Here is a 17,722-nt window from a genome sequence, read left to right as displayed (position 1 = left end):
AATGGAAGGTCCCAGAGTGATGCAAAAGGGGGCGGGGAGCATCGCTCTGGGACCTCTCACGCCTACGGCGGCGGGGGCTAGCCGTTGATTCCGCAGGCGTTTATGCGCTGCACTATGCACCCGGAGAAACGCTCGGCAACGGGTATCAGACCTTTGGCACGCCGCATCGGACTTAGGTCTGATACTTTCGGTGGATGAGTGCCCTAAGCTTTCTGCAACTGAGCGAGGATTTCCGCCCCCAACCACGGCCTATCTTGTTTGTGCCAAGCCTTTCCGGGATGCCGGCAATGAAGAGATTCGCGTTCCTGGCAGCGCTCGCAGCGCCGGCCATTGCTCTCGCCCTCGCCATAGCTGCAGTCGACTGGCTGGAGCCGACGGCGGGCGTATCAAACGAGACCACAGCATCAACCAATCTGCAGGTGCGCGTGCCTTGATGTCGCCATCAGGTCGCAAGGGTCGGCCTCGGGCGACAGCATGAGGAAGCCGGCGTCGCAACGGACGGCGTACAATGACCCGCGCCCGGGTCACGACACTCGCCGGCATCACCCGGCAACCGCTACTGATGTTGTCCCGGCACGCCCGCTTCGCCGAGATCCCAATAGATCCCGGCCATAAGCGCCAGACCCTCGCGGGCGATCACGAGCGGAAGATGCTCGTTCGGCGCGTGCTGGGAGCACCCGGGATAGGAATGCGGGACCCAGACGGTCGGAAGGGCCAGGACATCGGAGAAAATGTCGTTCGGCAGCGATGCGCCGAGGTTTGGCAGGATGGCCGGTCTCTTGCCGGTGGTGCGCACAATCGAGTCCACCGTCCAGTTGACCCATGGATGCGCGGGATCCAGCCGTGTGGCGTGAAAGACCGCGTCGCTGGTCTGAGCGATCCGCACATGCGAAAAGCCGCGGCGGTCGAAATGCCGTCTAAGCGCAGGGAGGATATCCTCTGCGTCGATGCCGACGACGAACCGCAACTGGCAGCGCGCCCAGGCCCGCGGCGGAATGGCGCCGACAGGCGTCTTCGGGTTTCCCGCCTCGAAGGCGAGGATCGCGAACGAGCACCACGCGAACAGCTTTTCCGCCGGCGTCAGACCGGGTTCGCCCCAGTCGGGATCAATTTCGGGATCGCCGGCGCCGGTTTCGATGTCGCAGTCGGCGAGAACGCGCCGAACGTCGTCCGGAATATCCTGCGGGCGCCATTCCGCAATCCGGATCTCGCCCGTCGGGCTGGTGATGCTTGCAAGAGCATGGGCAAGCTCAATCGCCGGGTCGGAAAGAAGACCGCCCCAGTTGCCGGAATGGTGGCCGCCCTCGCGCGCCTCCACCCAGACATCGAAGCTGACCGCCCCGCGTGAACCCAGGAAAACCGTTGGCCGCGCGGCCGAGAGGCGTGGTCCATCCGACGCGATCAGGACGTCGGCTCGAAACAAGTCCTTGTGGGTGACGGCCAGTTCGCGTAGGCCCGGAGAGATCCGCTCTTCTCCCATTTCGATCAGGTATTTGGCATTGAAGCCAAGTCCGCCGCGCGTCTCCAGCACGGCCTTGATCGCGCCGATGTTGATCGAATGCTGCCCCTTGTTATCAGCGACACCGCGTCCGTACCACCGGCCGTCGCGCTCCGTCATTCGCCAGGGAGAGAGACCTTCGTTCCAGTCCTCGTCAAGCCCGCGAACGACGTCGCCGTGGCCGTAGCCGAGCACGGTCGGCCTCGCCGGGTCCTCGATGCGCTCGGCAAGGAGAAAGGGCCAGTTGCCCTCGGACAATGTCTGGCAGGTGAACCCGAGTGCTTCGAAAGCGGGCTTCATTTCGGTTTCGATGTATTCGGCCAGCACCGGCGCCCGCTCCGGGTTCTGGCTCTCGGTCGGCATAGCGACGCGACGCGCCAGATCATCCCGGAAAGCACCGGAATCGAAGTAAGCCTCCGCTCTCGCTATGGCTGCATCGCGGGTCATTCCACACCATAACACCGGACGAGCCGCGGCGGAATGCGTGTTGCGAGCGAAGGTTTGCCCTTTATTCGCCGCCGCCTGGAATCAACCGCGCCACGATCCGGTCCGAAATTCGTTCGCTGCGTGCCAGACCCTCGGCAACGCCCGCCCTGTCCGCCGCCGGGCGGTTCTGGCTCATCTTGCTTTTGCCCTCGATCCGCGTGATCGGCATTTTGAGCCCGACGATGCCCTTGAGCTGTGCCTGAACGAATGCTTCGGGCGCATCGGTCACGGCCCACCGCTCCGGGCGCGGCCCTTCGTGAAGATCGGTCAGCCGCGTGACGACGTTGAGCAAGCGCTCGGTATCGTCATAAAATTCCACCGGTCCATAGGCATGCACCGCCGCATAGTTCCAGGTCGGGACGACCTTGCCGTGCTCGCGTTTCGATGCGTACCAGGAGGGGGTGATATAGGCATCCGGCCCCATGAAAATTGCCATGCCGTCGCCGATCGGCGGGGTCTTCCATTGCGGATTGGCCCTCGCGAGATGGCCGTACAGCGTCCCATGCTCGCCTTCGTCGGGATCGAGAAACAACGGCAGCGGCGTCGCGATCAGGCCATCTGCGGTGGCCGTCACGAAGTGGCAAAGCCGCGCCTCGCGCATCATCCTATGGAGTGTGGCGCGATCATCCTCTCTGAAGGCCGGCGGTGTGTACATCGAGTCTCGTTCCTATTGCTGGCGACATTCAAGCACAGGATCGCTCATTTCGCGAACTTGCGTGCGCCGGCGACGCAGAGGATGACGGCGACCGTCACCGCGAGCATCGTGAGGCTCACCTCTTCATGGAGCAAGGTCGCGGCCAGCGCCAGTCCGAAAAACGGCTGCAGCAATTGCAGTTGCCCGACCGCCGCGATGCCGCCCTGCGCCAGTCCGCGGTACCAGAAGATGAAGCCGATCAGCATGCTGAACAGGGAGACATAGCCGAGGCCGACCCAGCCGGGCATGCCCACCTCAGCGAATGACGACGGCATCAGGGCAAGCGCGATCGAGAGCATGACGGGGAGCGACAGGACGAGCGCCCAGGAGATCACCTGCCAGCCGCCAAGGGTGCGCGACAGTTTCGCGCCTTCGGCATAGCCGAGCCCGCAAGCGACGATTGCCGCAAGCATGAGGGCGTCGCCGACGGGCGAGGCCGACAGGCCCTGCGCAAGCGCGAAGCCGACAACCAGCAGGCTTCCCGCGACGGAAAACATCCAGAAGGCGGGGCGAGGGCGCTCGCCGCCGCGAAGCACGCCGAAAGCCGCGGTCGCGAGCGGCAGCATTCCGACGAAGACGATCGAATGCGCCGATGTCACGTGTTGAAGCGCGAAGGCGGTCAGCAGAGGGAACCCGACCACGACACCCAGGGAGACGATCGCCAGGGAGAGGAGTTGGTCGGTTGTGGGCCGCTTCTCCCGAAAGGCAAGAAGAAGGCACAGGGCAAGCAGGCCCGCGATGCCGGCCCGCGCAACGGTCAGGAACACCGGGTCGAAATCGAGCACGGCGGCACGCGTCGCGGGCAGCGAGCCGCTGAAGATCAGCACGCCGAGAAAGCCGTTGATCCATCCGCTCGTCGTCTTTTCCATGGCCTTCTCCTTTTTCATGTCGGTATCGGCCGAAGTCGCTGGCGTCGCCAGAGACAATCCAATACAGTTAGACAAAACTGTTATGCATCATGGAGCAGTACAGATGGACGTTGCAGCGACAGCCGAGGGTGGTGGCACACGTGTTGGAGCGGTGATGAGCGCGATCCGGCAGCGCATCGCCAACCGCAGCCTGACGCCGGGGAGCAAGCTGCCGTCGGTCCGCGCTTTCGCCACGACCATGCAGGTCTCGACCTCGACCGTGGTGGACGCCTACGAGCGCCTGGTCGCCGAAGGGGTGATTGCGTCGAGACCGGGATCCGGCTTCTACGTTTCGGGACAGGTGGTGCCGCTGGCCTTGGCCGAGATCGGACCGCGGCTCGACCGCGCCGTCGACCCGCTATGGGTTTCCCGTCAGTCGCTCGAAAGCAGCGATGCGACGCTCAAGCCCGGCTGCGGCTGGCTGCCGCCATCCTGGATGCCCGAGGCGGCTTTGCGAAAAGGTCTGCGCGGCCTGTCGCGGGCGGAGGACGCGGCACTCACCGATTACGGAACGCCGCTTGGATTTCCGCCGCTCAGGCAGTTGCTCGCGCGGCGCATGATGGAGCGCGGCATCGAAGCCTCGCCCGATTGCATCATGCTCGCGGAGTCGGGCACCCAGGCGATCGATCTCCTGTGCCGCTTCTTTCTCGAAACCGGCGATACGGTGCTCGTCGATGACCCGTGCTACTTCAATTTCCATGCGCTGCTGCGCGCCCACCGCGCGAAGATCGTCAGCGTGCCCTATACGCCGACAGGGCCGGACATCGAAGCCTTCGCCAAGGTGGTCGCGGAGCACCGGCCGCGCCTCTACATCACCAATTCGGCGATCCACAATCCGACCGGTGCGGTCCTCTCTCCCGTCGTTGCCCACCGGGTGCTGAAGGTCGCGGACCAGTTCGACCTCACCATCGTCGAGGACGACATCTTTGCCGATTTCGAGCTGACGCCCGCGCCAAGACTGGCGGCCTTCGATGGCCTCAGTCGCGTCGTCCACATCGGCAGCTTTTCGAAGACGCTGTCGGCGTCGGCGCGCTGCGGCTTCATCGCGGCGCGCCCGGAATGGATCGAGGGACTGGTGGACCTGAAGATCGCGACCGCATTCGGCGGCGGACGCCTTTCGGCCGAGCTCACCTACAACGTGCTGAGGGATGGCGGCTATCGCAAGCACATGGAGGCGCTCCGCGCGCGGCTCTCGCGCGCCATGGCCGAGACCGGCTCCCGGCTGAGAAAGCTCGGCATCGAGCCCTGGCTGGAGCCGCAGTCGGGCATGTTTCTCTGGTGCCGGCTGCCCGCCGGGCTCGACGCCGCCGGCATTGCCCGGGAGGCGCTGGCCGAAAACGTGGTGCTGGCGCCCGGCAATGCCTTCAGCCTTTCCCAGTCCGCCGGGGCGTTCATGCGGTTCAACGTTTCGCAGTGCCTCGGCGATCGGGTGTTTCAGACGCTCGGGCGAGCGCTCGACCTCATCAGGTGAGTGGCCTGGCGCCAGCCCACCCACCGCCGGGTAGAGAAAATGCGACTGCGAGGCGCTATGTGTCAGTAATTCACCAAAAAGGGGAACCGTTTGCCTTGCTGCGCGTTCGGAACGATCCTGCCGGAGGCAATACAGAGTGGAGACGGTTGCCATACTGATAGCCGACGACGAAGCACTGTTGCTGCTTGATTTCGAGTGCGCGCTCACCGAAGCAGGGTTTGGCGTCGTCGCTGTAACGAGCGGCAGCAAGGCTATAGAACATTTGACTGCCGCCGACTCATCCATCCAAGGCATCGTTACCGATATACGGTTCGGCGAATCCCCGGACGGCTGGGAGGTCGCACGTGTCGCGCGGGAGATCGATCCCGGGATGCCGGTGGTCTATGTCAGCGGGCACGGCGCTGTCGATTTCCCGTCAAGAGGTGTGCCGAAAAGCGTCATGCTTGAAAAGCCCTTCGACATGGCACAGTTGGTAACGGCCATCTCTCAATTGCTCGATGAGCGTTCATCAGAAACGCTCCCCCCCCCCCCCGCCAGTGACCCGAAGGGACTTCGCGGCTTACCTTGCGCTTATCCCGGCGCTCCGAGGTTGGCGCCGGTTCGGGCCCGTTCCTGAGTTTCAAGGATAGGAAAAAGCCCCAGCCATTAGGGGAAGCTGGGGCTTCTCTAAGTCCGTCCTGCAGGCCGTCCGTTTCGGGGAGGGGCCGGACGCGGCGCGGGTGAATGCGGGCAGAATATTTCCCGACGCTAATATATTGCCACTGAGACGGCGCCGTTGAAATACTGAAAATTAGGGGTCAAACAGCGAAATTTAGGTGATTTCTGGCGTGGTAGCCGAAGAGCCTCCATCCGAGCGACCTCACGCTGCGTCGCCGGCGACCGAAGCGCGGCTTACGAAAGCGCGGCTGATGACCGCGACGACCAGTGCGCCGACGATCAGGACCGCGGCGACGGCGAAGGTGACGCGCATGCCGGCGGCGACGGCGTCGGGGGCTGCCGCGGTGATCTCGCTCGTGCCGGAGGCAAGCGCGAACACTGCGCCCATGAAGGAGGCGCCGGTGACGAGGCCGAGATTACGCGAAAGGTTGAGCATGCCGGAAACGGTGCCCCGCTCGCCAGGCCCGACATCCTTCATGACGCCGGTGTTGTTGGCCGCCTGGAACAGGGCATAGCCGGCGGTAACGGTCACGATCGGCGCGACATAGCCGGCGATGGCGAAACCTGCCGGGAGCAGCGAGAGGAGGAACGCGCCGGCGGCGATCGCGGCGAGCCCCGCGACGGTGGTCGGCTGCGTGCCGAGCCGGTCGACAAGGCGGCCGGAGGGAACGCCCGCCAGTGCCGCAACGACTGGGCCGGCGGACATGACGAGGCCGACGAGCGCGGCATCGAGCCCGAGCCCGCGGGAAAGATAGAACGGTCCGACCACCAGCGTCGCCATCATTACCGTCGAGACGAGCGCGCTCATGGCGAGGCCGGCGGAAAGCACCGGATCGCGGAACATTGCGAGGCGGAGCAGGGGGAAAGCGGTTCTCGCCTCGGCAAACAGGAAGAGGGCACCGGCGACGATCGCCGCCAACAGCAGGCCGATGCTGAGCGGACCGAAACTGCCGCGGCCGATCGTCATGGCGAGCGCGTAGGCGGCGAGCGTCAGCGCCAGCAGCACGGTGCCGGTGGTGTCGAAGCCCGTGCGATCCTTGGGGCCCGCGCGGTCCGCGGGCAAGCTGCGGAAGGCGAGGAAGAATGCCACGAAGCCGAGCGGCACGCCGGCGAGGAAGATCGCCCGCCAGCCGAGGCCGGCGATCAGGAGGCCGCCGAGCGAGGGACCGAGGGCGGTGCCGACCGCCGATGTCGTTCCGAGGAGCCCCATGGCGCTGCCGGTTCGCTCCTTCGGCACCGTCTCGCCGACGAGCGCCATCGCAAGCGCCATCATGACCGCGGCGCCGAGGCCCTGCGCAGCCCGCGCCGCGATCAGCATTGAGAGCGTGGGCGCGACGCCGCAAAGCACGGAGGCACCGGTGAAGAGGGCGATGCCGGCGATGAGCAGACGGCGGCGGCCGACCATGTCGCCAAGCCGCCCGACACTGACGATGAGGGTGGTGATGGCGAGAAGATAGGCGAGCACCACCCATTGCACCGCCTGGAAGGAGGCGCCGAACGCATCGGCCAAGGCCGGCAGGCCGACATTGGCGATGCTGGTGCCGAGTGAAGACAAGAGCATGGAGAGGGAAAGGGCGGCGAGCGCCCAGCGAAAGGAGGGCGCCCGTTCGCCCCCTTCGGCGATCGCCTCGATTGGTCGCGTCGTGATTGTCATCGCATGAACTCCTTTTCCGGCTTTAGAACGGCTGGCCGGAAGGTAGCTTTTCGCGAGACATGGCGGAATGCGCATCGTTTGCACTTCATTCGTGCGTTTGACGCCATGTCACCGTCCGCTATAGTCGGCGCATGCAGAAGCCCGACCTCAACCTCCTTTCCACTCTCGACGTGCTGCTTTCGGAAGGCAGCGTTGCCCGCGCGGCCAAGCGGCTGCGGCTGAGCCCGTCGGCGATGAGCCGGGCGCTCGCGCGGCTGCGCGAGGCGACGGGCGATCCGCTGCTCGTCCGGGCCGGGCGCGGCCTGGTGCCGACACCGCGCGCGCTCGAGCTCAGCGAGCGCGTCGGGCGACTGGTCGAGGAGGCGGAAGCGGTGCTGCGGCCGCAGGAGAAGCTCGATCTCAAACGGCTGAGCCGGACCTTCGTGCTGCGGACCAGCGATGGCTTCGTGGAGAATTTCGGGCCGGATCTCATTTCCCGCGTCGGCGGGGAGGCGCCCGGCGTGCGGCTTTGCTTCGTGCCGAAGCCGGACCGGGGCAGCGGGCCGCTGCGCGAGGCGACCGTCGATCTCGAAACCGGCGTCGTCGGGGAGGCGACCAGTCCGGAGGTGCGCACACAGGCGCTCTTCCGGGACAGGTTCGTCGGCGTCGTGCGCATGGGACACCCGCTTTGCGAGGGCGAGGTGACGCCCGCCCGTTACGCGGCCGGCCGGCATGTGCTCGTTTCGCGGCGCGGGCTCGACAAGGGGCCGCTCGACGAGGCGCTGGAGGCGCTTGGGTTCCAACGCGAGATCGTCACGATCGTCGGCGGCTTTGCCGCGGCGCTGGCGCTCGCCCGCGCCTCCGACCTGATTGCCAGCGTTCCCGAGCGGCACACGGGGGCGCTCAGGGCCGGGATGCACAGCTTTCCGCTGCCGGTCTTCACACGGGAAATCACGGTTTCGATGCTCTGGCACCCGCGGCTGGACGCCGATCCGGCCCACCGCTGGCTGCGCGGATGCGTGCGCGAGGTTTGCGGCAGGCAGCGGGCGGGTTGATCGGCGTGCGGTGGGTGTGTGGCCCGGTCAAGTGGGCAGGAATCTTTTGCGCCCAAGGACTTGGGCGCGGTGGCACCTGTGACGAGGAGGGAATTCCTAGCTACGGCCGATCCAGGTGGGGCCTTGCGTTCAAGGATATATGACCGACCTTACGTACTCGGGCGTAGGCTTTTCTCCCAGCATCACGAACGACGTCGCGGCGATACTCGCTGCGGTACTGACGTGATGGGCCGTTTGCGAGAAGTGGAAGCCGCTGGCCTTGACAATGCGACGCACCTTTTCGGCTGTCTCATGCGTCACCGGGCCCAGCTTGGAGGCGTCTGGCGCATCCTTCATGGCGTTGATCAGCACAACCTCGCACATTTTATAGAACTCGTCGTCTGACATCTTCTCGATGTAGCTTGGGCCGGCGAGAATCCCGGTGGGCATGGGATCGTGTTCCATGGCGATAAGCTCCGAGTCTTTTGCACTGGCGACCCGACGGCTGTCGTTCTGTGCGAAAATATCCCCACCAGATGACCGCCGAGAACGATTGCGCCCACTAGCACCATGCTCTCGGCGGCGACCCGTTCATTGCACACTCTGATGTGGAGTTCGATCGCTCTACGGTACCATAAAGCGAGTTCCAGAGGGTGCATTTTCATTGTTCCTCATGGAGGCCTACTTGCGGAATACGCCCTTGTAGTATGCGCCGTTTCTCGGCGGCGGCTTGTTCACGCTTTTTGCTTCCGGGTTGTATTTCCCGTTCTGGTGTCCTTCGTTGACGGGCGTTGTTGATATGCCCTTGTAGTAGCTGCCGGTTGCAAATGCAGGGGAGGCGCTGCCGGCGGCGATTGCTGCAGTCAAGAAAGCTGCGAGAGCCAGGTTGGCGAATTTGCTCATTTCTTATCCTCGGTTGACCTGTGCCACGCGCCTTGGGAGATCGCAAATGGCATCAGGTGTGCGGCAAAACGATAGAGCCGCTCACGCCCTCCCGGCACAGGTTACTCGGGAGGCGTGACGACCGGATGTAATGCTGGCGAAAGCGAGCCTTCAACCTGATCGTGTAGCTACCTTGACAGCCGGAATCGAAGTTTATGGAGACGCTTGGGCGCAGCAGGGAGAGCCCGATGTACATTCTCCATGGGGGTGACTTCACCCGTGCACCGCTGGTCCAATGGGTGCTCGAGGAAGGAAAAATAGCGTACGAATTCAGAAGGATAGATATTCTGAACGGCGAGCACCGCTCGGCGGAATTCCTCGCCATGAACCCGGCCGGCCTGGTGCCGGTGCTGGTTACGCCCGAGGGCATGCCGCAGCAGGAGGCCGCGGGCGGGATCGAGGACAAACTGGCCAAAGGCACGCCGCGACTCCGTCATGCGCGAAAACATAACGGTGCCGCGCGGGTTCCGGTCGCCCTTCAAGGTACGGCCTCGCAGCCATGATCGGGGTTCGACGGCGACGATGCAGTTCAAACGCGCGGCGCTTTGGCCAAGGGCCGGACTGCAATGAGTGCGGAGGGACTGGGGGGTGCATAGTCCGTGGGCCGATCAGGGATCAGCGCTGCTATAGAAAGGGCACGGTAAGCCTTTTCAGCAGCTTGGGATCGCGAATACCGAGGTCATAGGTGAAGATCAAGCGTGTCATGATACCGTCTGCCACTGCGCTATAGCGCGATATTTCATGATCCTGCAGCAAGTCCTCGAAGATTGCGCTGAGCATGTCGGCATCTTGAAGGGGAATGTGGGATGGCATGGCGCACCTCCTCCCTACTGCATGTCGCCTTTAATCGTAGCCGATTAAAGGACAAAGACATGCAGCAATTCAAAGTGCTACAGCGTCCTTTGCGCGTCTGAAAAGACGCGCGGCGCTGTAGGGTGCGAAGGTGCCTGAGCGGTTTGAGAGGCAATCGCGTCGGCCCCGGGACCTTCGGCGTCCAGAGCGGCACCAATGTCGCGGGCTGGTGCTCAGAACAACATATGTCGGGCGGGGCTGCGGGCAATTGGATTAAGACGTTTACCGCTCCGGCGTCAGACTAAGGTCCATGGATCGGGGAGGTCGGCTCCCCTAAGATATCCTTGATACCATCTACAATGACCTATTCATTTTCTTGAGCGTGGTTTGTAGATTCATGCCTGTGCGTGAACGCATGGGCCTGCTTGTTCCACTTCACACGCGGAGATCAATCGGATCGAGAATGTCGGCCGTGTCATCTCCCGGGTTCCTCGAAACAGCCAGACGCTCCTCTCGCCAACCCGGCGGCTCGTTCAGGCGCGCGTGGCGCTGACGACGAGGGCGGGGAGCGGCAGGTGGACGATGCCGTTCTCGGTGAAGGGCTGGAAGCTTTCTCCGAGCGCCTCTTCTATCCGGGCCCGTGCGGCCGGCTCCTGCCTTTCCAGCACCATCGTCGAGCGGACGAAGGCGTGGTGGAAGAAGTCGGAAAGCTCGGCGAGCGGGAAGTCGAGGGTGGCGGGTATTCCGGCGAAGGTGATGTCTGTGAAGCCCGCCGCCGAGAGCGCCCCCATCGCTTCCTCCCGGTCGGCGAAACGGAACAAGGGCGGCGCGGGCGGCAGGTCGACATCGAGCGTGCCGTGGGCACTGACGACCTCCGGAAGGATGCGGAACAGCGGCGAGACGTCCGGGCCGCGCCAGACGGTGTAGGCGTAGCGGCCGCCGGGCTTCAGCACCCGCGCGGCCTCGGCGATCGCCTTGTCCGGGTCGGCGAGATCCAGGGTTCCGAAATTGTTGATGACGCGATGGAAGGCAGCGTCGTCAAAGATGAGCGCCTCGGCATCGCCGACCTGGAAATCGACGTTGCCGCCCTTGGCTTTCGCCTCGGCGATCATTTCCTCGGAAAAGTCGATGCCGGTGACGATCGCGCCACGCGCGGCGGCCGCCAGGCTTGCCTCCCCGGTGCCGCAACAGACATCGAGCGTCGACTGGCCGCGGCTGATGCGGGCCGCATCGATCAGCGCCGCTATGCCGAAGCGACAGAACCGGCCCGAATAGTGATCATAGATCCGGGCGCGCTCGCTCCAGCCGCGATGTTCGAGCGCCTTGAAGGTCATCTGCGTGAACATGGATCGGTCCCCCGCAAGGGATGACTATACCACGCTTTGGTTGCGTGGGGACGAGTTGCGATCGTCTCCGCCACGCTCCTGTTATCGATGCGGTAGGGTCCGCCCGATCCTCGTGTCTGTGCTCGCCGTAGGAGCAAGAGAGATGCCCGCCGTTCGTCTTGCCTGTCATCTTCGGGCTTGACCCGAGGATGACAAAGGGTCAAGCCCGAGGATGACAGGGATACGGGAATGGCGGAGAACTGCGGAGGCGTCGTGAACGACGCCTTTCGGCGGTTTAGGCGCGCTGACGGTCGAGCGAGAATGCCGGCGTGGTTGCCGCCGCCTCGCGGAGGCCCGCTCTTGGGGCGAGCACAGAGCGGAAATCCTGCCGCCAGCATCGAAGCAGCCCTGGTGATGGAGCCTTCCGCCAGAGCTGCTGCGTTGAGGGACCTGGTCACTCCGTGGTGGGCGTGGTCAGTTCCTGTCTTTCCCAAAAGGGCCTCGCGCTTTTGGGAACATGCACGAATGACCGCTTACTGGGCCTTTGGCTGGGCGAGCCAATCCTCGAAGCGGATCGATCCGAGGCGGGGGTTCTTGCCGGGCGTCAAGGACTGATCGTCGAGGACGGCGCCGAAGTAACGGGCGCGGACGTCCGGCACGACCTTGCGCGTGTCCTGCGTGGCCCTGAGGAAGCGCCTGACCACTTCGTCGAGCGGGATCGCGTCGGGGCCGGCGACTTCCACGGTGCCGTTCACCGGGGCTGCGAGCGTGACTTCGGCGAGGGCCGCCACCACGTCGTCGGACGCGATCGGCTGGAACAGCGCCGGCGACACGCGGATCTCCTCGCCGACGGTGGCCGACTGGGCGATGCCGCCGACGAACTCGAAGAACTGCGTGGCGCGCAGGATGGTGTAGGGAACGCCGGATGCCTTGATAAGGTTTTCCTGCGCGACCTTCGCCCGGAAGTAACCGTTCTCCGGAAGCCGCTCGCTACCGACAATAGACAGGGCAACATGGTGGCGGACGCCGGCGGCAGCTTCCGCGGCCAGCAGGTTACGGCCCGACGTTTCGAAGAACTCGAGCACGGCCTTGTCTTCCCATACCGGCGCGTTGGCCACATCGACGACGATTTCGGCGCCGTCGAGCGCTTCCGCCAGCCCCTCGCGGGTGATGGTGTTGACGCCCGTGTTGGGGGAGGCTGGGAGCGCCTCGTGGCCACGGTCCTTGAGGATCTTCACAAGCTTCGATCCGATGAGGCCGGTGCCCCCGATGACGACGATCTTCATGGCTTCTCTCCATTTCTTCCGACTGCAACCATTGCCGTCGATCTGGGTGGAGAGTGCCCCAGCGCTTAAGGGAAGTCCTTGCGGGGGGCTTGAATTGAGCTTGAAGGAAGCTTGGTTATTCGTCCAAGACGGCTTTGCCGGAAGGGCACGATAGTAGCGTACCGCGCCTCGTCGGTCGGGCTACGGCAAGGTTCTCCTCCGTCCCTCATTCCTGTGACGAGCACAGGAATGAGGGAGGGTGGGGGACGGCCGTGCGTCACGACTCAACTGACTTGATGAGGGCGAAAAAGCATCCGCGAAACCCAATTACGTGCTGTCGCCCGATGGGCGCCGGATGCTCTGATCTTCGAAGCTGCGGACGGAAAACCGCTACACACTTCTCCTGGAATCGCCCTAAGCACGCGCTGCCGTGCTATCAAGGGACGGAAGCATTCGCCGAGGGATACCGACGTGCCGTTCGTGTTTGGAGACTACGCGCTCGATCCGGAGCGCCGGGAGCTTACGCTGCGTGCGGACGTGGTCGCCGTCGGGCCGCAGGTCTTCGACCTGTTGCTGCATCTCGTCAGAAACCGCGACCGCGTCGTCAGCAAGGACGACCTGCTCGCCGCGGTGTGGGGCGGTCGGATCGTCTCGGAATCGACCATCACCAGCCACATCAACGCGGTTCGCAAGGCCATCGGCGACAGCGGCGAGGAGCAGCGCCTGGTCCGTACCGTCGCCCGCAAGGGCTTCCGCTTCGTCGGCGCGATCAGCGTTGACGAGACCGGGGAACTGCGCCAGCCCGACGGGCGAGGCGCCGTCGAAGACGGCTCCGGCGAGCAGAGGGAGCCGCCACCGCCCGCACTCGTCCTTCCGGACAAGCCTTCCATCACCGTCCTGCCGTTCCTCAACCTCAGCGGCGATCCCGAGCAGGAATATTTTGCCGATGGCGTGGTGGAGGACATCATTGCGGCCCTGTCGCGGATGCGCTGGCTGTTCGTCATCGCGCGCAATTCGAGCTTTACCTACAAGGGCCGGGCGGTGGACGTGAAGGAAGTCGGCCGCGAGCTTGGCGTGCGCTACGTGCTGGAGGGGAGCGTGCGCAAATCCGGCAACAAGGTGCGCATCACCGGCCAGCTCATCGACGCCACGACCGGCACGAACCTCTGGGCGGAACGCTTCGAAGGCATGCTCGACGACATTTTCGAGCTGCAGGACCAGATCGCCGAAAGCGTCGTCGGCGCGATCGCGCCGCAACTCGAGCGGGCGGAGATCGAGCGCGCCAAGCGCAAGCCGACGGAGAGCCTCGACGCCTACGACTATTACCTGCGGGGCATGGCGAAGACGCACAGCGGCACCCGCGAGGCGATCGAGGCGGCGTTGCCCTTGTTCTATAGGGCCACCGAGCTCGATCCGGAATTTGCGTCCGCCTACGGCATGGCGGCCTGGTGCCATTTCTGGCGCAAGGTCAATGGATGGATGACCGATCCTCCAGGTGAGATCGCCGAGGGTGCGCGGCTGGCGCGGCTCGCGATGGAGCTCGGCCGCGACGATGCGGTGGCGCTGACGAGAGGCGGCCATGCGCTCGCCCATCTCACCGGTGACCTCGACGGCGGCATTGCGCTCCTCGACAGGGCAAGATTCCTCAATCCGAATCTCGCCCCGGCCTGGTTCCTCGGCGGTACGTTGCGCGCTCTGCGCGGCGAAACCGACGCCGCAATCGAGCATCTGGCGCATGCCGTCCGGCTCAGTCCACTGGATCCGGAAATGTTCCGGATGCAGGTTGGGATGGCGCTGGCGCATTTTTTTGCGGGGCGCTTCGACATTGCCTCGGCCTGGGCGGAGAAGGCGCGGGGGAACTTGCCGAGCTTGCTCCCCGCTGCCGTCGTGGTGGCCGCAAGCCATGCGCTGTCCGGACGTCCGGAGGAGGCGCGGCAGGCCATGCAGCGGCTGCGCGCGCTCGACCCGTCCCTCAGCGTCTCCAGCATCCGGGACTGGATGCCGATCCATCGCCAGGAGGATCTGGCGCGGCTCGCCGACGGGCTGCGGATGGCCGGGCTGCCGGAGTGACGCGGCACAGCGCGTGAGCTCGAATCCTCCGACGCGTTCCATCGTTCGCCTCGAGAACATCGCGGGCGTCCAAAGCTGGTGTTGGATGCGGTTGCCGATCAATTAAAAGTCAATTCTCTAATATAGTTCACCTGCTATCCTGTGAAATTCACCTGCATCGAGCGAGTCTTAATATAATTTTTGAAATAAATTACCTGAAGTCGCGAAATAACTTAAAGTTGCTAGGCCGTGACCATGCGTGTACATTTCAATTGATGTCAGTTTATATTTGCGCGCGAATTATATTTGCAGCGCGGGCAGAGTTCGGAGGACGGCATGGCCAAGATCGAAGGCTCGCATTCCGGTGACGTGTTGCAAGGTTCGGACGACACCGACTACATTGGGATCTTCCCGGCTGGGACAAGATCGATGCCGGGAGCGGCGACGACTTTGTCGACGGCGGTGACGGATGGGATATCCTGACGAGCTCGAGCGGCTACGACCGTCTCGACGGCGGCACGGGTGACGACCAGATCGTCCTCGTCGGCACGGGTGGCGCCGTGACCGGAGGCGTCGGCTTTGACGGATTGATCATCGATCTCTCCACGACTTCCGACCGCCTGGAGTTCAACGGGCAGAGCGGTCACGGCATCATCGGGTACCGCAGCGCCAACGAACGGCACATTTTCTTCCACGATACCGAGTGGCTGAGGCTCACGGCGGGAAGCGGCAACGACCGCATCAAGGGAACGGCGGGCAGCGACACCATCTCGACCGGAGCCGGCGACGATGTCGTCGAAGGGGGAACCGGGCAAGATACCATCACCAATACGGGCGGCCATGACCGCCTCGACGGCGGCGAGGGAAACGACCGTTTCATCCTCGTCGAAACGGGCAGCACCGTCTTCGGCGGAAGCGGCGACGATAGACTGACGATCGATCTCTCCGCGGTTTCGGACCAGGTCGTGTTCAACGGCGAGAACGGTCACGGCATTCTCGGATACCGGACGATCGACGAGCGGCATCTTTTCGTCCGGCATTACGATGTCGAAGAGATCGTACTGACGACGGGAAGCGGAAACGATCGCATCCAGGGGACCGTCCTCAGAGACGTCATCCAGACGCAAGCCGGAAACGACTTCGTCGATGCGGGGGCGGGGGACGACATGATCGTCGACGGGCGCGGCGCAAACCGCCTTTTCGGCGGTGCCGGCAACGACGGCATCACGACGACGCTCTATTCCGCCGAGGTCGATGGTGGGCTTGGCGAGGACTGGGTCCGGATCGAGGAAAGGGTGCGGTTGAGCGACGCCACCATCGATTTCAGCATTGGCCGGGCATCCACGGGCACGATCTTCCGCGGCATCGAGAGTGCCAGCGTCGGGCTCGGCAGCGGCAATGACACGGTGATCGGCGGAAATCTCGACTATGTGATCGTCGATGCCGGCGCCGGCGACGATCGCGTCGAAGGCAGCACCGGTGGCGACCGGCTCAATGGCGAAGGCGGCAACGACCATATCGACGGCGGGGAAGGAAACGACACCCTATCGACCGGCGTCGGCGACGACGTTGCCTTCGGCGGCGACGGCAAGGATTTTCTCGATGGCGGCACCCAGGATGATCTGTTGAGCGGCGGAAACGGCGCCGACATATTGGTCGGCGGTGGCGGCGCGGACACCTTTCTCTGGTCCACTGAAAGCCCGGATCAACAGGGCATCGACCGCATCCGCGACTTCGAAACCGGGGGCGGCGACGTGATCGCGTTTTCTGATATCGCAGAGCAAAATACCGGCATCCGCAATTACGCCGATTTTCTCGCGGCCTCCACCGACACCGCCTCCGGTGTCTACGTCGCCTTCAATGGCTCCGATACGTACGGGCTGCTGATCGAAGGCGTTTCCCTTCAGGCTCTCACCGCCGGCGACGTGATATTCGGCGTCGTTTAGAGCACGATTAGGTGGCAATCGCGAAAATCAGGACGCCCCAAGACCCCCCTCTGCCCTGCCGGGCATCTCCCCCACAAGGGGGGAGATTGCAAGCGGCAATGTGCGCTCAACTACTGACCCTCTACGCGCGGCGTCTAGATCATTTCATTGTTTCATGGAAACACTGAAAGGATCTAGCTCGTTGAAACTACGCAATTCCGGACGGAAAACCGGTACACACTTTTCCTGGAATTGCTCTAATGACCCTGTGCGCAGGGCGATAACTGGATGACTTCGGCCATCTGCGAGTTTGCCGTCTGGCAGGGCCTTGCTTGCGGCCAATCTCCCCCCTTGTGGGGGAGATGCCCGGCAGGGCAGAGGGGGGTGTAGCCACTGGGCGGCTCCGAGAGGCTGCGACCTGCGAACCCCACCGGTTTCCAAAACGATCCAATCGGATCGGGTATCACTCTAAAGCCGATGGTCCTGCTGTTGACCCGTGCCGAAGACGCAAGTGCGGCGCCGGCGAGAATCTTGTATCTACAGCGCCGCGCGTCTTATCAGACGCGCAAAGGACGCTGTAGCACTTTGACGTGCTGCATGTTTTTAGTCTTAAATCGAGTACGATTTAAGGAAACCTGCAGTAGGGAACATGCAGTGGCTGGACCGGGCAAAGAAATGGGCAAGAGGCATCAAGCGGGACGTGATCGTCCTGTGGCTGGCGGCGCGTGACCGGCGCGTTCCCTGGTATGCGAAGCTCGCAGCCGGGGCGGTCGCGGCCTATGCCCTGTCGCCGATCGACCTGATCCCCGACTTCATCCCGGTCCTCGGATATCTCGACGACCTCGTCATCGTCCCGCTCGGCATCATCGCCGTCATCAGGCTGATCCCGGACGACGTTCTGGCGCAATTGCGCACCGAGGCAACGAAGCGCACCGAGCGGCCCACCAGTCGAGGCGGGCTGGTCGCAATCGTCGCGATGTGGGTTTTCCTCGCGGCTCTCATCGTCTGGATGGTAATCGGCGATATCTGACGTTTTCCGTCTG

At 63.9% G+C, this 17,722-nt stretch carries 17 protein-coding genes and 1 pseudogene; 9 read left to right on the top strand and 9 right to left on the bottom strand.

The window, feature by feature from the left end; translation table 11 throughout:
• Positions 1-287: 287 nt before the first annotated feature.
• A complete protein-coding gene (locus FKV68_RS12670; protein ID WP_180938178.1) occupies positions 288-434 on the top strand; it encodes a hypothetical protein in 147 nt (48 codons plus the stop codon).
• Between the two features lie 122 nt (positions 435-556).
• Here FKV68_RS12670 and FKV68_RS12665 read toward each other — a convergent pair whose 3' ends face one another.
• The 3 genes from FKV68_RS12665 to FKV68_RS12655 all read right to left on the bottom strand — a co-directional run bounded on the left by FKV68_RS12665 (position 557) and on the right by FKV68_RS12655 (position 3,547).
• A complete protein-coding gene (locus tag FKV68_RS12665; protein ID WP_180938177.1) occupies positions 557-1,945 on the bottom strand; it encodes a M20 family metallopeptidase in 1,389 nt (462 codons plus the stop codon).
• Between the two features lie 61 nt (positions 1,946-2,006).
• Positions 2,007-2,639, bottom strand: a complete 633-nt coding sequence (locus FKV68_RS12660) for an FMN-binding negative transcriptional regulator (RefSeq protein ID WP_180938176.1) — start codon at positions 2,637-2,639, stop codon at positions 2,007-2,009.
• Positions 2,640-2,683: 44 nt separating this feature from the next.
• The gene (locus FKV68_RS12655) at positions 2,684-3,547 is read right to left on the bottom strand and encodes a DMT family transporter (protein ID WP_209647388.1); all 864 of its coding nucleotides are present in this window, start codon (positions 3,545-3,547) and stop codon (positions 2,684-2,686) included.
• Between the two features lie 103 nt (positions 3,548-3,650).
• On the opposite strand from FKV68_RS12655, the gene FKV68_RS12650 reads away from it, so the two are divergent.
• Together FKV68_RS12650 and FKV68_RS12645 are read left to right on the top strand one after the other, a co-directional pair.
• Complete coding sequence (locus tag FKV68_RS12650; protein ID WP_209647385.1) at positions 3,651-5,057, top strand: aminotransferase-like domain-containing protein; 1,407 nt, start codon at positions 3,651-3,653, stop codon at positions 5,055-5,057.
• Positions 5,058-5,193: 136 nt separating this feature from the next.
• A complete protein-coding gene (locus FKV68_RS12645) occupies positions 5,194-5,673 on the top strand; it encodes a response regulator (protein ID WP_180938174.1) in 480 nt (159 codons plus the stop codon).
• A gap of 243 nt (positions 5,674-5,916) precedes the next feature.
• On the opposite strand, the gene FKV68_RS12640 is transcribed toward FKV68_RS12645, so the two are convergent.
• Positions 5,917-7,368 carry an MFS transporter gene (locus FKV68_RS12640; protein ID WP_180938173.1) on the bottom strand — a complete coding sequence of 484 codons (1,452 nt, stop codon included), beginning with the start codon at positions 7,366-7,368 and terminating at the stop codon, positions 5,917-5,919.
• 131 nt (positions 7,369-7,499) lie between these two features.
• On the opposite strand from FKV68_RS12640, the gene FKV68_RS12635 reads away from it, so the two are divergent.
• Complete coding sequence (locus tag FKV68_RS12635) at positions 7,500-8,402, top strand: LysR family transcriptional regulator (RefSeq protein ID WP_180938172.1); 903 nt, start codon at positions 7,500-7,502, stop codon at positions 8,400-8,402.
• A 129-nt stretch (positions 8,403-8,531) separates the two neighbouring features.
• On the opposite strand, the gene FKV68_RS12630 is transcribed toward FKV68_RS12635, so the two are convergent.
• Together FKV68_RS12630 and FKV68_RS12625 are read right to left on the bottom strand one after the other, a co-directional pair.
• Positions 8,532-8,846 carry a hypothetical protein gene (locus FKV68_RS12630; RefSeq protein ID WP_180938171.1) on the bottom strand — a complete coding sequence of 105 codons (315 nt, stop codon included), beginning with the start codon at positions 8,844-8,846 and terminating at the stop codon, positions 8,532-8,534.
• Positions 8,847-9,062: 216 nt separating this feature from the next.
• Positions 9,063-9,284 (bottom strand): hypothetical protein, encoded by a 222-nt coding sequence (locus FKV68_RS12625; RefSeq protein ID WP_180938170.1) that lies wholly within the window; start codon positions 9,282-9,284, stop codon positions 9,063-9,065.
• A 227-nt stretch (positions 9,285-9,511) separates the two neighbouring features.
• Here FKV68_RS12625 and FKV68_RS33075 point away from each other — a divergent pair, with 227 nt between their 5' ends.
• The gene (locus FKV68_RS33075; protein WP_245181926.1) at positions 9,512-9,826 is read left to right on the top strand and encodes a glutathione S-transferase family protein; all 315 of its coding nucleotides are present in this window, start codon (positions 9,512-9,514) and stop codon (positions 9,824-9,826) included.
• A 121-nt stretch (positions 9,827-9,947) separates the two neighbouring features.
• Here the strand turns inward: FKV68_RS33075 and FKV68_RS12615 are convergent, their stop codons facing one another.
• The 3 genes from FKV68_RS12615 to FKV68_RS12605 form a co-directional block, all read right to left on the bottom strand.
• Positions 9,948-10,136 carry a hypothetical protein gene (locus FKV68_RS12615; protein ID WP_180938169.1) on the bottom strand — a complete coding sequence of 63 codons (189 nt, stop codon included), beginning with the start codon at positions 10,134-10,136 and terminating at the stop codon, positions 9,948-9,950.
• 512 nt (positions 10,137-10,648) lie between these two features.
• On the bottom strand, positions 10,649-11,461 hold the full coding sequence (locus FKV68_RS12610; protein WP_180938168.1) for a class I SAM-dependent methyltransferase: 813 nt from the start codon (positions 11,459-11,461) through the stop codon (positions 10,649-10,651).
• 512 nt (positions 11,462-11,973) lie between these two features.
• Entirely contained in the window at positions 11,974-12,726 is a 753-nt protein-coding gene (locus FKV68_RS12605) for an SDR family oxidoreductase (RefSeq protein ID WP_180938167.1), read from the bottom strand.
• Positions 12,727-13,176: 450 nt separating this feature from the next.
• On the opposite strand from FKV68_RS12605, the gene FKV68_RS12600 reads away from it, so the two are divergent.
• From FKV68_RS12600 to FKV68_RS12590, 4 genes and pseudogenes are all read left to right on the top strand, one after another.
• Positions 13,177-14,775 (top strand): winged helix-turn-helix domain-containing tetratricopeptide repeat protein, encoded by a 1,599-nt coding sequence (locus tag FKV68_RS12600; protein WP_180938166.1) that lies wholly within the window; start codon positions 13,177-13,179, stop codon positions 14,773-14,775.
• 404 nt (positions 14,776-15,179) lie between these two features.
• Positions 15,180-15,254, top strand: a pseudogene (locus tag FKV68_RS33745) (hypothetical protein); the annotation flags it as partial.
• Between the two features lie 60 nt (positions 15,255-15,314).
• On the top strand, positions 15,315-16,700 hold the full coding sequence (locus FKV68_RS12595) for a calcium-binding protein (protein ID WP_246452498.1): 1,386 nt from the start codon (positions 15,315-15,317) through the stop codon (positions 16,698-16,700).
• A gap of 628 nt (positions 16,701-17,328) precedes the next feature.
• The gene (locus tag FKV68_RS12590) at positions 17,329-17,709 is read left to right on the top strand and encodes a YkvA family protein (protein WP_180938165.1); all 381 of its coding nucleotides are present in this window, start codon (positions 17,329-17,331) and stop codon (positions 17,707-17,709) included.
• Positions 17,710-17,722: the final 13 nt, after the last annotated feature.

Origin of the sequence: Sinorhizobium mexicanum (genome assembly GCF_013488225.1) — a bacterium.
GTDB lineage: Bacteria > Pseudomonadota > Alphaproteobacteria > Rhizobiales > Rhizobiaceae > Sinorhizobium > Sinorhizobium mexicanum.
This window is presented reverse-complemented; position numbering and strand designations above follow the sequence as displayed.

Bases quoted from the DNA above. Each gene is read 5' to 3' on its own strand.
- FKV68_RS12670 (WP_180938178.1), top strand. From the start codon at position 288: ATGAAGAGATTCGCGTTCCTGGCAGCGCTCGCAGCGCCGGCCATTGCT.
- FKV68_RS12665 (WP_180938177.1), bottom strand. From the start codon at position 1,945: ATGACCCGCGATGCAGCCATAGCGAGAGCGGAGGCTTACTTCGATTCC.
- FKV68_RS12660 (WP_180938176.1), bottom strand. From the start codon at position 2,639: ATGTACACACCGCCGGCCTTCAGAGAGGATGATCGCGCCACACTCCAT.
- FKV68_RS12655 (WP_209647388.1), bottom strand. From the start codon at position 3,547: ATGGAAAAGACGACGAGCGGATGGATCAACGGCTTTCTCGGCGTGCTG.
- FKV68_RS12650 (WP_209647385.1), top strand. From the start codon at position 3,651: ATGGACGTTGCAGCGACAGCCGAGGGTGGTGGCACACGTGTTGGAGCG.
- FKV68_RS12640 (WP_180938173.1), bottom strand. From the start codon at position 7,368: ATGACAATCACGACGCGACCAATCGAGGCGATCGCCGAAGGGGGCGAA.
- FKV68_RS12635 (WP_180938172.1), top strand. From the start codon at position 7,500: ATGCAGAAGCCCGACCTCAACCTCCTTTCCACTCTCGACGTGCTGCTT.
- FKV68_RS12630 (WP_180938171.1), bottom strand. From the start codon at position 8,846: ATGGAACACGATCCCATGCCCACCGGGATTCTCGCCGGCCCAAGCTAC.
- FKV68_RS12625 (WP_180938170.1), bottom strand. From the start codon at position 9,284: ATGAGCAAATTCGCCAACCTGGCTCTCGCAGCTTTCTTGACTGCAGCA.
- FKV68_RS33075 (WP_245181926.1), top strand. From the start codon at position 9,512: ATGTACATTCTCCATGGGGGTGACTTCACCCGTGCACCGCTGGTCCAA.
- FKV68_RS12615 (WP_180938169.1), bottom strand. From the start codon at position 10,136: ATGCCATCCCACATTCCCCTTCAAGATGCCGACATGCTCAGCGCAATC.
- FKV68_RS12610 (WP_180938168.1), bottom strand. From the start codon at position 11,461: ATGTTCACGCAGATGACCTTCAAGGCGCTCGAACATCGCGGCTGGAGC.
- FKV68_RS12605 (WP_180938167.1), bottom strand. From the start codon at position 12,726: ATGAAGATCGTCGTCATCGGGGGCACCGGCCTCATCGGATCGAAGCTT.
- FKV68_RS12590 (WP_180938165.1), top strand. From the start codon at position 17,329: ATGCAGTGGCTGGACCGGGCAAAGAAATGGGCAAGAGGCATCAAGCGG.